Genomic DNA, 14,855 nt, shown 5'->3' with positions numbered 1-14,855 from the left:
ATTACAAAATAGATTTGTAACTTCGATTTTATTATGCCTCAAAAAACAAAGCTACTTCAAAAAAGATACGAAGGCTTTTTACAAACTCCTTGTTTGTGGAAAGACCATACCGTATTTGATTTAGAGCAATTTAAAATTGATAAAAAGTCTACACAAATTAATATTGAAATTGATGAAAAGATTCGTTTAGGAAAATATATAGAACGATTGGTATCTTTTCAGTTAGCGCAAGAAAACGCAATTGATATTTTATGTGAGAACGTTCAAATTCAAAAAGAGAAAAGAACTTTAGGTGAATTGGATTGCATCTTAAAACAAGAAAATACTGTAATTCATTTAGAAATAATTTATAAGTTTTACCTCTATGATGCAGCTGTTGGGAATTCTGAAATTGAACATTTTATCGGTCCAAACAGAAAAGATTCTCTGCTCGAAAAATTAACAAAGCTCAAAGAAAAACAATTGCCTCTCCTCTATTCTGATGAATGCAAAACCTATTTGAGTTCCATCAATTTAGAATCGTCATCAATACAACAACAAGTCTATTTTAAAGCGCAGTTGTTTGTTCCGTTTTCGGATAGAAAAATTCAACTTAGACAATTAAATACTGATTGTATTTGCGGGTTTTATATCCATCAAAAAGAAATCCATCAATTTGTAGATAACAAATTTTACATACCCAATAAAAAAGATTGGATTGTTATTCCGCATGAAAATGTATATTGGATAAGTCACACTAATTTCCTGCCAATAGCAGAAGAATATGCACAAAAAAAATTCTCACCATTGTGCTGGATGAAACAGCAAAATGGTGAGATTTTAAAAATGTTTTTGGTTTGGTGGTAATATTAGTTTCTATCAATAATATCACCAGAACCTACAGACTTACTGTCTATATGAGTTGGTTTTCCTTTGTAATACACACTACCAGAACCAACTATTTTGGCTTTAATTTTATTCTTTACTGTGGTTTTAACACTTCCAGAACCTGCAATATTAGCTGATAATTCTTTGGTTTCTAAATCATAAGCCCTAATTCCTCCAGAACCTGCAATAGAACAAGTAAATTCCTCAGATTTTCCTGTCAAATTGATATTTCCAGAACCTCCAATTGAAGCTTTTACTTTGTCTGCATCAACTTTTAAAGTAATGTCTCCTGAGCCACCTAAATTTGCACTAAAATTACGAGTTTTAATGAGTGATTTACTAGAGATTTTTCCTGAACCTCCTAAACTTACACTTTCAATATCTTGAAATGGAACAGTAATAGTTAATCTTTTTGTAGTTCTGATATTGGTGTTTTTCTGATATTTAATTTTTAGGGTATTTCCAGAAACTTCAGTTTCGATATAAGGAATGATATTTTCTTCTCCTTCTATAGTAATTTTACCTTCTTTTCCTTTGACTAAAACTACATCAAAAGAACCTCCAACTGAAACTCCATCGTAATCTGATGTGGTTCTGTTTACAGTTACTACATTTCCATTTCCACGTATTTTCTTGCTATTTCCCCACCAGTTTTGAGCGTTTATAACAAAAGTTAAGGTTAATAATACACTTGTAAATAGTATTTTTTTATTCATGATGATTGTTTTTTGGTTGATGATTTTAGTTCTTTCTGATGCTTACGCCACCATATTGAGATCTTATTTTAATTTTAGAATTGGTATTTCCTTTGCCATATTTTCCTTCATAGTATTTTTTTGTTGTTTTAGAAATACTTTTAAAGAATTCAATATTATCATTATCTCTACTAAAACCTGCGTATTGTAAGTCAATTTCAAAATTAAAAACTGCACCTGGAGCAACACCTATTTTAATACCTGCATATTGCCCATTAATATCTACAGATTCAAAACCTTTGGCCAAGTTTTTCACAGAAATTGAGCCATAATCTGTATCTATTGTCAAGTTTTTTCTAATTTCTCCAAATCGCATACTTGCATAATCTGAGTTTCCGTTAACGTCATCAGCTTCATTAATAGTTATTGCCCCATAATCAGAATTAAAATCAACATTTCTAGTTTTTCCTAATTTAACTGTAGAATAATCTGCATTTACATTGACTTTTTCAGTTGCATCAACTGTAATTTTAGAATAATCGACATTTACATTGCCACTTTTCATGTAAGTAATTGAAGAAGATGAGCAATAATCTAAATTGATACTGTTTTCTCTTGCAGATAAATCTCCAACAGAAATTTTACCATAATCGCAATTGATGTCTGCTTTTCCATCCAAATCTGTTAAGTAAATACTTCCGTAGTCATTATCTAAATCCACTGAATTTGACTTTGGCATTTTAACCACATAATTAATTTGATAGTTCATGTTCTTACTCTTTTTCCACCAAGACCAACTACTTGTTCTCTTTTCGAAAATGGTTTCTGCTTCCACCAAAGATTTACTTGTATTAAATACTACATCAATGGTAGACAAACGTTCTACTACATCATCCATGTCATTTCCTTTTACAGTAATAGTAACTTCAATTTCTACCCTATTTTTACTCCAAGTAGTAATATTTAGGTTTCCATATCTGTTATTCAATGCAACTTTTGCATCAGAATTCACAGAGAATTCTTTTTTAATCACTCTACTTTTTTCGTATTTCTTTTTAATCGTATTTCCGCTTACCATAAAAGGCAATAAGAGTAATACCAAAATAATTTTATATAAATATTTCATCTTCTAAAAGGTTAGGGTTTTTAATTTGTTCTATTTGTTTTAGGGTATTTTCTAGAATATTTAAACGCTGTTGATAATTTTTAATCATGGCGTTGATTAATTTTCGTTGTTTCCCATTTTTGGTCAATTCTTTTACAAAATAATTGTAGTTATCTTCTAGTTCTTCTAATCGATCCAAGGCATTTTCAATGATTGATTCTGTGTCTAAACTTCTGTTTTTCTCTAACGTTTTTATTTCTTGATTAATGGTTGACACAAAATACGTTTGTACTTCTTTCATTTTTGGCGATAAATCTGCCAATTGAATTTGTTGTTTTTGATGGTTGCTGCCCAACCAAAATCCGAAGATTAACACTACAGATGCTGCAACAGACAACCATTTCCAAGAGGTTTTTACGTTTTTTTTTGGCTGATTTAATTTGCGCTCAAAGCGTTCTAAATGACCAGAATGTGGTTCTTGAAAGTCGAATTCTTTTTCAGAGAAAAATTGATGTAATTTATCTTCCATATGCTTGTGTTTGTATACTATCTGCAAGTAGTACTTGCTTTAATTTCTTTTTTGCTCTAGATACTGTTGTTCTCACATTTTCGTTAGTATAATCTAAAATCTGTGCAATTTCTTCGTAATCATACCCTTCTACCAAATGCAGGTTCAATACCATTCTATAATTGTCTTTTAAACTTTGTAAACAATCTAATACTTTACTGGCTTGTAAACCTGTGTAATCAATGCTTTCTTCAACTTCATCATCATTAGGAATCACTTCCATTTTTACTTCATTGTATCTATTATTTTTCTTTAACTGAGTTAAACTTTTATTGATTACTATGCGTTTTAACCACGCTCCAAATGTAACTTCACCTTTATAGGTATTCATTTTTGTAAATACCGTTAAGAACGCCTCTTGCATAATATCTTCGGCTTCAAAACCATCTTTTAAAATACGATAAGCAGTGTTATACATTGCCTTGTAATAAGCTTTGTATAAATCTAACTGCGCGTTTTTATCCGATTTTTTGCAGCGTTCTATAAGGTTGGTTATATGTGGTTGATTAGTTTCCAATAAAACGTTTCTATGCTAATGACAAATTAGGTTTTAATTTGTGACACTTTCTAGAAATAAAAGTAAACTTTTTTATTGGGAAGTTAGGTTGGGTTGTGTTTTTTTTGGGATTTCGCTAAAGTTATTGTCTATGATTTGATGCGTGTTTTTTAGTATTAAACTTAACAAATAAAATACAAGTAAAAAGTCCTCGTGTATTTTTATAAGTTGGCGTGAACTAGCAATTAATTATACACGTTCTTACCCAATTTAATTATTTTTTTTGTTGTTGTAGTTCCATTCACATATTTAATTTTAAGTAAATAAAGTCCATTATTATATTTAGAAATATTGATGGTCTTAGAATTAGTAAATATCTCTTTCAATTGACCTAGAGAATTATAAATTTCTATTTTTTCTATAGTTTCATAATTTCTTAAATATATTTTTTCAAAAGTTGGGTTAGGATAAATTACTTGTTCTGTTATATGATTTTTATAAATTCCAAGCGAGCTACCAAAACAGCCAAACTTAATTAAAAAATGCCAACTTCTAACATACCCATTGAAAAACTTACCATTTCCTAATTGACCATAATTATTTTTTCCAGCTGTCCAAACCTCTCCATAATTATCTATTAATACAGAGTTTGAATGTGATGCATTTATTTTTTTCCATAAGCTAAATAGCCCTATTTTTTTAGGTGTTTTAGTTGAAGAATTTGAACCATTTCCTAGTCTGCCTGATGCATCATCTCCCCAACTATAAACCTCTCCATTACTTTTTAATGCTAATGAATGATATAAACCAACTTTAATATCAATCCAATCTTTGTCGTTGCCTATTTTAATAGGCACAAAAGAGTCTGATGTTGTGCCGTTGCCAAATTGTCCATAAGTGTTTTTACCCCAAGCCCATAAACTATTATCTTCTTTTATGGCTAATACAAATTGTTGACCTGCTGATATTTTTTTCCAATCATTTGAAGTGCCTATTTGAATAGGTTCAGAACTTCCATAATCTTGAGTTGAATCTGAATGTGATGATTGATTCCCATTACCAAAAATACCATTATAATTCTTGCCCCAGGCCCAAAGTGTTCCATTAGAAGCGATAGCCAAAGAACTGTGACTACCTGATGATATATCTTGCCAAAAATTAAATTTTCCAACTTGTATAAGATTTTCTGAAGGGTCAAAAATATCATACCAAGACCAAATTGTCCCATCAACTTTTAATCCAATATATCCATCTGCATCAATTTTCTTCCATCCAACTTCACTTGAGTCAACAAATTTTATAGGCGTGTTACCTCTATATGCACCCCACAACCAAAGGCTGTTATCTTCTTTAGTAGCTACTGTATAAAATTCACGTGCATCTATATCAGTCCAGTCACTTTCATCATTCATTAGTTTTGGAGTGCTTGTGTCTCCATTTTCCCCATTACCTAATTGTCCATTAGCATTCCTTCCCCAAGACCAAATTGTCCCGTTATTTTTAAGAGCTATAGTATGTAAATCTGTTTGAACGACTTTTTTCCAACAATTTTGCGCATGATTTTTGAAAGAAATTAGTATAAGTAAAATTATTAAATTAAAAAGTTGGTTAAATTTCATTTTTTATTTTGGCAACTCATTTCGGATATGCCGAGTTTTAATTCGGTATATCTAGAGTTAGCGAAGTTAGTTTTTTTAACGCTAAAAGTCAACAAGTAAAAACACCTACATTCTCCTTTGGCACAAGAATTGTCTTATTAATATATGTACATCAATAATCAAAATTTAATTACTTGATTTACAATAAACTAAACATTTACCACTGATTTTGATTTTTTAAGATTTAAAAATCAATGTCAGTATGACAGATATATAAAACATGAGCAAACCAAAAGTGATGCATATAGACAATTTGTCGCTTCATAGTATGTTAAATGAAGATTCAGAATTGATTCCGTTAATGACGCCAGAAGATGAAGAAATTATCAACAAAGAAAGCGTACCAGAAGTATTACCAATTTTACCGCTAAGAAATACGGTGTTATTTCCTGGAGTGGTGATTCCGATAACTGCAGGTAGAGATAAATCTATCCAGTTAATTAAAGATGCCAACAAAGGCGATAAAATTTTAGGTGTTGTTGCACAGAAAAACGAAGAAGTTGAAGTACCAACGTTAAAAGATATTCACTCTACAGGAGTTGTCGCTCAAATTTTACGTGTGCTAAAAATGCCTGATGGTAATACAACAGTTATTATTCAAGGAAAAAAACGTTTTGAAATTGATACTATTGTACAAGACAAACCGTATTTAAAAGCGACTGTTAATGAGGCTTTTGAGGACAAACATGTTGATGATGTTAAGGAGTTTGACGCAATCATAGATTCGATTAAAGAGCAAGCGTTAGAAGTAATTAAGGAAAACCCAATGTTGCCTTCAGAAGCTTCTTTTGCGATTAAAAACATACAGTCTAACTCGTTTTTGGTAAACTTTATTTCCTCTAATATGGATTTAAGTGTTGATTTAAAACAAGAAGTTTTAGAAACAAACAATTTAAAAGAACGTGCATTATTAACGCTAAAAAACCTGAACAAAGAATTACAAAAATTAAAATTGCGTAATGATATTCAGTCAAAAACTCGTGAAGATTTAGACCAACAACAACGTGAATATTATTTACATCAACAGTTAAAAACCATTCAAGAAGAATTGGGTGGCGCTTCTAACGACCAAGAGTTGGAAGAAATGCGCAAAAAAGCCAAGACTAAAAAATGGACGAAAGAAGTTGCAGAAACCTTTGAGAAAGAGTTGGCGCGTTTAAAACGTATGAATCCTCAAATGGCAGAATATGGTGTACAAAGAAGCTATTTAGAATTGTTATTGCCTTGGGGAATTTATTCTGAAGATAAATTTGACTTAAAAAATGCACAAAAAGTATTAGATAGAGATCACTTTGGATTAGAAAAAGTAAAAGAACGCATCATAGAACATTTGGCAGTATTAAAGTTGAGAAACGATATGAAATCGCCAATTATCTGTTTATATGGACCTCCTGGAGTTGGGAAAACTTCGTTAGGAAAGTCTGTTGCAGAATCTTTAGGACGTAAATATGTACGTATGTCTTTGGGTGGTTTGCGTGATGAAGCTGAGATTCGTGGACATCGTAAAACGTATATTGGTGCAATGCCTGGGCGTTTGATTCAGAATTTGAAAAAAGCAGAAACATCAAACCCTGTTTTTGTATTGGATGAAATTGACAAGTTAGGTCAGAGTCATCAAGGAGATCCTTCTTCTGCAATGTTAGAAGTGTTAGATCCAGAACAAAATACTGCATTCTACGACAATTATTTAGAAGTTGGTTACGATTTATCAAAAGTATTATTCATTGCCACAGCAAACAACTTAGGGCAAATTCCTTGGGCGTTACGTGACAGAATGGAAATTATAAATGTTACTGGGTATACTATTGAAGAAAAGATAGAAATCGCTAAAAGACACTTGTTGCCAAAACAATTGAAAGAACATGGTTTAACCAACAAGCATTTAAAGTTAGGTAAAAAACAAATCGAAAAAATTGTTGAAGGGTATACTCGTGAATCAGGAGTTCGTGGATTGGAAAAACAGATTGCTAAAGTGGTTCGTTTTGCTGCAAAATCAATTGCTTTAGAAGAGGAATATGACATTACATTATCATCAGAAAAAGTAGAAGATATTCTAGGAACTCCAAGAAATAGAGACAAGTACGAAAATAACGGAGTTGCTGGTGTAGTTACGGGTTTAGCTTGGACTAGAGTTGGTGGTGATATTTTATTTATTGAATCTATTTTATCTAAAGGAAAAGGAAACCTTTCTATAACAGGTAATTTAGGAAATGTGATGAAAGAATCTGCTACAATTGCAATGAAATTCATCAAATCTAATGCAGAAGAATTTGGCATTAAACCAGAAATTTTAGAAAAATATGATGTACACATTCACGTTCCTGAAGGTGCTACTCCAAAAGATGGTCCAAGTGCAGGAATTACCATGTTAACTTCTTTAGTTTCATCATTTACTCAACGCAAAGTGAAGAATAAAATAGCCATGACAGGTGAAATTACCTTACGCGGAAAGGTATTACCAGTTGGCGGAATTAAAGAAAAAATATTAGCTGCTAAAAGAGCCAATATTAAAGAAATCATGTTGTGTGAAGACAATAGAAAAGACATTTTAGAAATCAAAGAAAGTTATCTAAAAGGGTTGACCTTTCATTATGTGACAGACATGAAAGAAGTTATTGAAATAGCGCTCACAAAACAAAAAGTAAAGAAAGCTAAGAAATTAGATTAAATAAAAAGCTTCTCAATATTGAGAGGCTTTTTTATTTCTAGTATCAGTGATAACTGTTTTTTATAAATGTTTTAAATTGGGTAAGGGTTCCATTAAAAATATCAGCATCATCTGTTCCGTTCACAATTTTGTAATCATCAGTTTTTTGCCAAATGAAATAATTTTTAGTTAACCAAATTTTTGGTAAGTCTGGTTGCTCTTTTCCATTGTAATCCGCAATCCAAAGTGGGTATTTATTAAAAACTGGATTCTTTAAGTATCTGTTTCCACAATTTAAACTGGTGTAAATTATTGGAGTTACATTCCCCTTATTTTCAATAATTTTTATAAAAGTTAAAAGGTTTGCTTCAAGTGTTTCTGTAGATTGTAACTTATCAATTCCTCCTTCTTCAAAATCAACAATTGGAGGAATATCATTTTTTTCTATGTTAACTATTGCTTTTAAAAAGTGATTAGCTTGTGTTATAGGATCATCTTGAGTTCTGTAAAAATGATAGGCTCCTCTAATAAAACCTCTTTCTTTTATTGCATTCCAATTCGATTTAAATTTGGGATCTATATATGATATTCCTTCTGTTGCTTTGCAAATTATAAACTGAATACTATCCTTACTCTTGCTCAATAAATCAACTTCATTGTTATTATAATGAGAAATATCAATTCCAAATACAAAAGGTTTTTCTGGTTTATCAATACTTACAGGATTTACTTTTTTTACTTCTTTATGAACTTCTTTGTGAACTTCTTTATGAACTTCTTTATGAACTTCTTTGTGAACTTCTTTATTTTTAGTTTGTTTACAACCAAAAATTAATATTGAACTTAAAAAAAGTAATAGTAGATGATGTTTTCTCATTTTTTTATTAATTTCATATTAAGTATTCATGTTTTTTTACGATAATACACAAAATTAGAACAGTTTTAATTTTGAAACAAGGGTGTAAATACCCAATTTCCAATAAATATTAACTACATGTTTACTCAATATTTATAAAGATAATAGAAATTTAGAACTTTGCTTTTTTGTGAAATTTGTAAGTATTTTTATGTAGTTTTGATTGTAATCTAAAAACAAAAATCAATTTATTTTATAGACGTCATATTGCCAATTCCACTTCAGAAAACGTTCACTTATATCGTTACTGAGGAAGAAGCCAATTTCTTACAAAAAGGAATGCGAGTTGCAGTTCCGTTTGGAAAAAGCAAAATTTATACAGCATTGGTTTTTGATATTCACACTACTGCTCCAACGTTGTATGAAGCCAAAGAAATTTTTCAGATTTTAGATGAGAAACCTTTGGTAAATAAAATTCAATTACAACACTGGCAATGGATTGCAAATTATTATATGTGTGCTCTAGGTGATGTTTACAGAGCATCTTTACCTTCTGCTTTTTTGTTAGAAAGCGAAACTATTATTTATAAAAACGAAACATTTATAGACGAATCTATTTTAGATAATGATGAGTTTTTAATTTTCGAAGCTTTACAACATCAATCGCAATTGACAATACATCAAGTTGCAGATATTTTAGGCAAGAAAAAAGTAATGCCAATTGTAAATGAATTGATCCATAAATCTGCCATTTACATTAAAGAAGAAATTTACGAACAGTACAAACCAAAACTGGTAAAATACGTTCGTTTGCATACAGATTATAATTCTGATGATGGATTGAATACGCTCTTAGAACAACTTTCTAGAGCAAAAAAACAACGAGAAGCTGTATTGACATTTTTTCAATTATCAACTTCAAAAAAACCAATAAAAGCAAAAGATTTAGAAGAAAAAGCCAATGTCTCATCAGCAATTTTAAAATCTTTAGTTGATAAAGAAATTTTTGAGTTTTATCACATTCAAACCGATAGAATAAATTTTAACGGAGAAACTAATTCGCTCAAAGAATTAAATGAATTTCAAGAAAAAGCTTTATCAGAAATAAAAAAATCTTTTCAAGAAAAAGACATCACTTTATTACATGGAATAACTAGTTCTGGAAAAACAGAAGTCTATACCAAGTTGATTCTTGAAGTCTTAAATATAGGCAAACAAGTCTTGTTTTTGTTGCCCGAAATTGCATTAACCACACAAATTATAACACGTTTACAGGCTTACTTTGGCGATCAAATTTCGGTATTTCATTCTAAATACTCAATGAACGAACGAGTTGAAGTTTGGAATAATGTCTTAGAAAATAAATCGAAAGCTCAAATTATTTTAGGCGCACGTTCCTCACTTTTTTTACCTTTTTCTAATTTAGGTTTGATTGTGGTTGATGAAGAACATGAAACCTCTTACAAACAATTTGAACCTTCACCAAGATACAATGCTAGAGATTCTGCTATTGTTTTGGCAAAAATGCACCAAGCAAAAATTTTGTTAGGTTCTGCTACTCCTTCTTTAGAAAGCTATTTTAACGCACAACAAAATAAATATGGTTTTGTTGAGTTGAACAGACGTTTTGGAAATGTGCAACTGCCAAAAATTGAATTAATAGACATAAAAGAAAAGCATAGAAAAAAGGAAATGACAGGTCATTTTTCTGATAGCATGTTGCGTTTAATTACTGATGCTTTAGAGGAAAAAGAGCAAGTTATTTTATTTCAAAATAGAAGAGGTTTTTCGCCTGTTGTAGAATGTAAAACTTGTGGTATTTCACCTCAATGTCCAAATTGCGATGTGAGTTTGACATATCATAAATTTAGACACGAATTGCGTTGTCATTATTGTAATTATCAACGTGCTATGCCCAATTCTTGTTCTGCTTGTGGAAGCAACACTTTAGACAGCAAGGGTTTTGGAACAGAGCAAATTGAGTTAGAACTGAAAGAGTTGTATCCAGATCATAAAATTGGACGAATGGACCTTGACACGACTCGTGGTAAATTTGGATATCAAAAAATAATTGGTGCTTTTGAAGCCAGAGAAATTGATGTATTAGTGGGAACACAAATGCTTTCTAAAGGATTGGATTTTGATAATGTTTCTTTGGTTGGGGTTTTAAATGCAGATACCATGCTAAACTTTCCTGATTTTAGAGCACATGAAAGAGCCTATCAATTAATGGTTCAAGTTTCTGGTAGAGCAGGAAGAAGTAAAAAACAAGGTAAAGTTGCCATACAAACTTACAATCCTTATCATCAAATTTTACAACAAGTATCTACTACAAATTATACAGAAATGTATAAAGAGCAATTACAAGATCGTTGGCAATACAAGTATCCTCCTTATTACAGGTTGATTAAAATCACTTTAAAACATAGAGATTATAATAAAGTTGACAGCGGAGTTAATTGGCTATTTAAAGCGCTTTATAATTCTTTTGGAGAACATGTACTAGGACCAACTGCACCTGCAGTTTCTCGTATTCGAAATCAGTATATTAAAAATGTAGTGATTAAAATTCCACCAAAACAATCTTTAGCCAACACAAAAAAACAGCTCCAAAAGATTAGAAATACTTTTGAAGCTGTAAAAGATTTTAGACCAATACGTTTTATTATTGATGTAGATGCGTATTAAAACGGTTGAATAAAACTAGTAATTTCTAAACTGCTTACTTTCTTCAAATACGTGTTCTAATATGCGTTGTTCTTTTTCATCAAAAAGAATATTTCTACGTTTCATGACTACATCAGCTACTTCAAATACTTTATTTAGTTTGTATTCTGAAAAACCAGATGCTCCTCCCCAACTAAAAGACGGTACAAAATTTCTTGGAAATCCACTACCAAAAATATTTGCAGAAACCCCCACAACTGTTCCTGTATTGAACATAGTGTTAATTCCACATTTAGAGTGGTCTCCCATCATTAAACCACAAAATTGTAACCCAGTTTTTGCAAAACGACCAGTTTGATAATCCCAAAGTCTAACTTCTGCATAATTATTTTTTAAATTCGAATTGTTAGTATCTGCACCTAAATTACACCATTCTCCCAATACAGAATTTCCTAAAAATCCATCATGACCTTTGTTAGAATATCCCATTAAAACTGAATTATTTACTTCTCCTCCAACTTTACAATAAGGTCCTAAAGTAGTTGCTCCATAAATTTTAGCACTCAATTTTAAAACAGAATGTTCACACATGGCTAAAGGCCCTCTAACAACACAACCTTCCATAATTTCTGCATCTTTACCAATGTAAATTGGTCCAGAAGATGCGTTTAAAGTAGCAAAAGTTAATTTTGCCCCTTCTTCTATAAAAATATTTTCTTTATTGACACATTGCACTCCATCAGGAATTGCTTGAGATTTCCTACCTTCTGTTAACAAATCAAAATCTTGTTGAATGGCTTTTCCGTTTAATGAAAATATATCCCATGTATTTTTTACTTGAATCAACTCTTCTTCAAACTCAATTTGCGTGTATTCATCAAAATTTACTTCTTCTTGAGTATCTGTAGTAAAGAAAGCTATTACATCATCACCTTTAAAAATTGCTTGTTTATTTGATAATTCTTTTACTCTTTCTACCAATGATTTCGTAGGACAAAAAGAAGCATTAATCATAATGTTTTCAGCCATTTCTACCATAGGATATTTTTCTTCTAAATATTCTTCGGTAATGGTAGTTGTGGTTAAACTTAGATATTTTTCCCATTTTTCTCTAATGGTTAAAATTCCAATTCTAATATCTGCTACTGGTCTTGTATAGGTAAATGGCAATAAAGCGTTTCTTACATCGCCATCGAATAAAATGTAGTTCATTTTCTTTTTTTTTGAAGAAGTACAAATTTACTTTAAAAAGAGCACAAAAAAAACCGATTGAGGTTTTATCAATCGGTTTATGAAATTATTTAAATTAATTTTTTAATTTTTTATAAATTTTTGACTTCCAATTTTATCATTTGACAAAACTTTTAAAATATAAACTCCAGAATTTAAGCTATTCACATTAATTTTATCATTAGAAGTAGAAATTGTTTTGGTTAAAGCTAGTCTGCCTATGTAGTCATAAAACTGAACTGTTGCTTTTTCTGAACCTGATGGTAACTGAATGGTAATATTATCTGAAGCAGGATTAGGGTACATTTCAAAATTCAACTTTCTTGACTCTGAAATGCCCAATACATTTACAGAAGTATTAGTGGTAACCACTTGATCTCCTCCTGTATTTCCATTACCGTTTGTAGCATTTACAGCTGCATAAAAGGTAACAACACCTTGATTAGTTGATGGAGACTTCCATGTAAAAGACCAATTTCCTGTATTTGATGGGGTACTTTGTGTAATTCTATTACTACCCACTCTTGTTCCTGATCCCGCAACTAGAGTTCCAATTTTAGCATTTGATGTATTTTCTGCAACCAATTGAAAACCTAATTTAGATGATGAGGAAGAAGAATTTACTGTTATGGTATAATCAGTATTTAATGCGTATCCTGATGCAGGAATGTTGGTTGTAATAGAAGGAGTTAAACCAAAATTACCTCCTGCATGACATGATGCACAAGTTACACCTCCATCTCCTGGAGAACCAGATCTAGCTTCTGTTCTTCCTCCAGAACTAGACATTAATAAAAATGCTGAAACTGGAATTAACAATAATAATGTTTTAAAAATGTAGTTTTTTTTCATGAAATAAATATTTAAAATAGTTGAATAAAAAAGTATAGTCGTTATATATTTGCTAAAATTACATTAAGATAGTTTATTATGTTTAACATTTATTGTTAAATGTTTAACAATTTAATTTTCTAAATTAATCTATGGTGTAAATAAAGAGGTAAATTTGTTATTTGTAATAAGCAAATTACTTAAAAAGGAAAAAACACACTTGAAAAGGAAAATATTAAGTTCAAATTATTTAATACAATTAAAATTATGAAAAAAATAATTGGAGTTCTCATTACAACTTTGTTAGTTTTATTTTTAATATACTATGCATTTATTTATTATGTTACTTACAGCACAGGTTTTAGATCTGGAGAATTAATTAAAATAAGTAAGAAAGGAGTTATTTCAAAAACATGGGAAGGAGAAATTAGTCAAGGAATTTCTGGTGCTCAAATTTTTGCTTTTTCTATTGAAGATAAACATAAAAAAGTAATCAATGATCTTAACAAACTAGAAGGCCGTTATGTAAAATTAACTTATATAGAACGATATACTACTTTTTTTTGGTTGGGTGATACCAAATACTTTATTACAAAAGTAGAAGAAGAGCAATCTCCACATATCAGAAAATAAGGCATTATGGTAAAAAAATTTAAAAACGTAAAGGAATCACAAATTACAATTACAGAATTAATGTTACCCTCAAACTCAAATTTTAGTGGTAAAATTCATGGGGGGTATATTTTAAATTTAATGGATCAAATTGCATTTGCATGTGCTTCTAAACACTCAGGCTACTATTGTGTAACTGCTTCTGTTAATAAAGTTGATTTTTTAAATCCTATTGAAGTTGGAGAGTTGGTTACTATGAAAGCCTCTATAAATTACACAGGAAGAACTTCTATGGTAGTTGGTTTACGCGTAATTTCAGAAAATATTAGAACTGGAGAAACCAAACACTGTAATTCTTCTTATTTTACGATGGTTGCAAAAGATGAAAACGGAAAAGGTGTAGCAGTTCCTGGACTTATTTTAACCTCTGAGAATGAAGTTAGAAGATATGCAAGAAGTATTGTAAGACAAAAACAAGGTAGAAACAGAAGTTCGCGCTTTAGAAGTGACACCTTTAATATTAATGAATATATTCATCTTCTAGAAGAAAGTAATTCTAAAATAGAGCTAAAAAAATAATAGAAAATAGGTGCTATTAGTTTTGAAAACTTAATAAGTTATTT

The 14,855-nt window shown here is 30.5% G+C and carries 13 protein-coding genes; 5 read left to right on the top strand and 8 right to left on the bottom strand.

Annotated elements, in window-relative coordinates; all coding sequences use genetic code 11:
* Positions 1-33: 33 nt before the first annotated feature.
* Positions 34-846 carry a DUF1853 family protein gene (locus tag FP421_RS02875; protein ID WP_159947430.1) on the top strand — a complete coding sequence of 271 codons (813 nt, stop codon included), beginning with the start codon at positions 34-36 and terminating at the stop codon, positions 844-846.
* A gap of 2 nt (positions 847-848) precedes the next feature.
* Here FP421_RS02875 and FP421_RS02870 read toward each other — a convergent pair whose 3' ends face one another.
* The 5 genes from FP421_RS02870 to FP421_RS02850 form a co-directional block, all read right to left on the bottom strand.
* A complete protein-coding gene (locus FP421_RS02870; protein ID WP_159947429.1) occupies positions 849-1,583 on the bottom strand; it encodes a head GIN domain-containing protein in 735 nt (244 codons plus the stop codon).
* Between the two features lie 25 nt (positions 1,584-1,608).
* Positions 1,609-2,688 carry a hypothetical protein gene (locus tag FP421_RS02865; protein ID WP_159947428.1) on the bottom strand — a complete coding sequence of 360 codons (1,080 nt, stop codon included), beginning with the start codon at positions 2,686-2,688 and terminating at the stop codon, positions 1,609-1,611.
* Positions 2,672-3,196, bottom strand: coding sequence for a hypothetical protein (locus tag FP421_RS02860; protein WP_159947427.1), 525 nt, complete (start codon positions 3,194-3,196; stop codon positions 2,672-2,674). The genes FP421_RS02865 and FP421_RS02860 overlap by 17 nt, the downstream gene beginning before the upstream one ends.
* Complete coding sequence (locus tag FP421_RS02855) at positions 3,186-3,752, bottom strand: RNA polymerase sigma factor (RefSeq protein WP_159947426.1); 567 nt, start codon at positions 3,750-3,752, stop codon at positions 3,186-3,188. Before FP421_RS02855 ends, FP421_RS02860 begins: the two co-directional genes overlap by 11 nt.
* Before the next feature lie 224 nt (positions 3,753-3,976).
* A complete protein-coding gene (locus FP421_RS02850; protein WP_159947425.1) occupies positions 3,977-5,350 on the bottom strand; it encodes a T9SS type A sorting domain-containing protein in 1,374 nt (457 codons plus the stop codon).
* 259 nt (positions 5,351-5,609) lie between these two features.
* Between FP421_RS02850 and lon the strand changes: the two genes are divergently transcribed.
* Complete coding sequence (gene lon / locus FP421_RS02845; RefSeq protein ID WP_159947424.1) at positions 5,610-8,057, top strand: endopeptidase La; 2,448 nt, start codon at positions 5,610-5,612, stop codon at positions 8,055-8,057.
* Between the two features lie 43 nt (positions 8,058-8,100).
* On the opposite strand, the gene FP421_RS02840 is transcribed toward lon, so the two are convergent.
* A complete protein-coding gene (locus FP421_RS02840) occupies positions 8,101-8,913 on the bottom strand; it encodes a glycoside hydrolase family 25 protein (RefSeq protein WP_159947423.1) in 813 nt (270 codons plus the stop codon).
* Between the two features lie 246 nt (positions 8,914-9,159).
* On the opposite strand from FP421_RS02840, the gene priA reads away from it, so the two are divergent.
* Positions 9,160-11,580 carry a replication restart helicase PriA gene (priA, locus tag FP421_RS02835; protein WP_159947421.1) on the top strand — a complete coding sequence of 807 codons (2,421 nt, stop codon included), beginning with the start codon at positions 9,160-9,162 and terminating at the stop codon, positions 11,578-11,580.
* Positions 11,581-11,595: 15 nt separating this feature from the next.
* Here the strand turns inward: priA and FP421_RS02830 are convergent, their stop codons facing one another.
* Both FP421_RS02830 and FP421_RS02825 read right to left on the bottom strand, forming a co-directional pair.
* Positions 11,596-12,771 (bottom strand): GlmU family protein, encoded by a 1,176-nt coding sequence (locus FP421_RS02830; protein ID WP_159947419.1) that lies wholly within the window; start codon positions 12,769-12,771, stop codon positions 11,596-11,598.
* A 102-nt stretch (positions 12,772-12,873) separates the two neighbouring features.
* Positions 12,874-13,641, bottom strand: a complete 768-nt coding sequence (locus tag FP421_RS02825; protein ID WP_159947417.1) for a choice-of-anchor V domain-containing protein — start codon at positions 13,639-13,641, stop codon at positions 12,874-12,876.
* A gap of 246 nt (positions 13,642-13,887) precedes the next feature.
* On the opposite strand from FP421_RS02825, the gene FP421_RS02820 reads away from it, so the two are divergent.
* Complete coding sequence (locus FP421_RS02820; RefSeq protein ID WP_159947407.1) at positions 13,888-14,253, top strand: 6-phosphogluconate dehydrogenase; 366 nt, start codon at positions 13,888-13,890, stop codon at positions 14,251-14,253.
* Between the two features lie 6 nt (positions 14,254-14,259).
* Positions 14,260-14,811 (top strand): acyl-CoA thioesterase, encoded by a 552-nt coding sequence (locus tag FP421_RS02815; protein ID WP_159947405.1) that lies wholly within the window; start codon positions 14,260-14,262, stop codon positions 14,809-14,811.
* Positions 14,812-14,855 lie beyond the last annotated feature (44 nt).

The organism is Polaribacter septentrionalilitoris (assembly GCF_009832745.1).
Lineage (GTDB): Bacteria > Bacteroidota > Bacteroidia > Flavobacteriales > Flavobacteriaceae > Polaribacter > Polaribacter septentrionalilitoris.
This window is presented reverse-complemented; position numbering and strand designations above follow the sequence as displayed.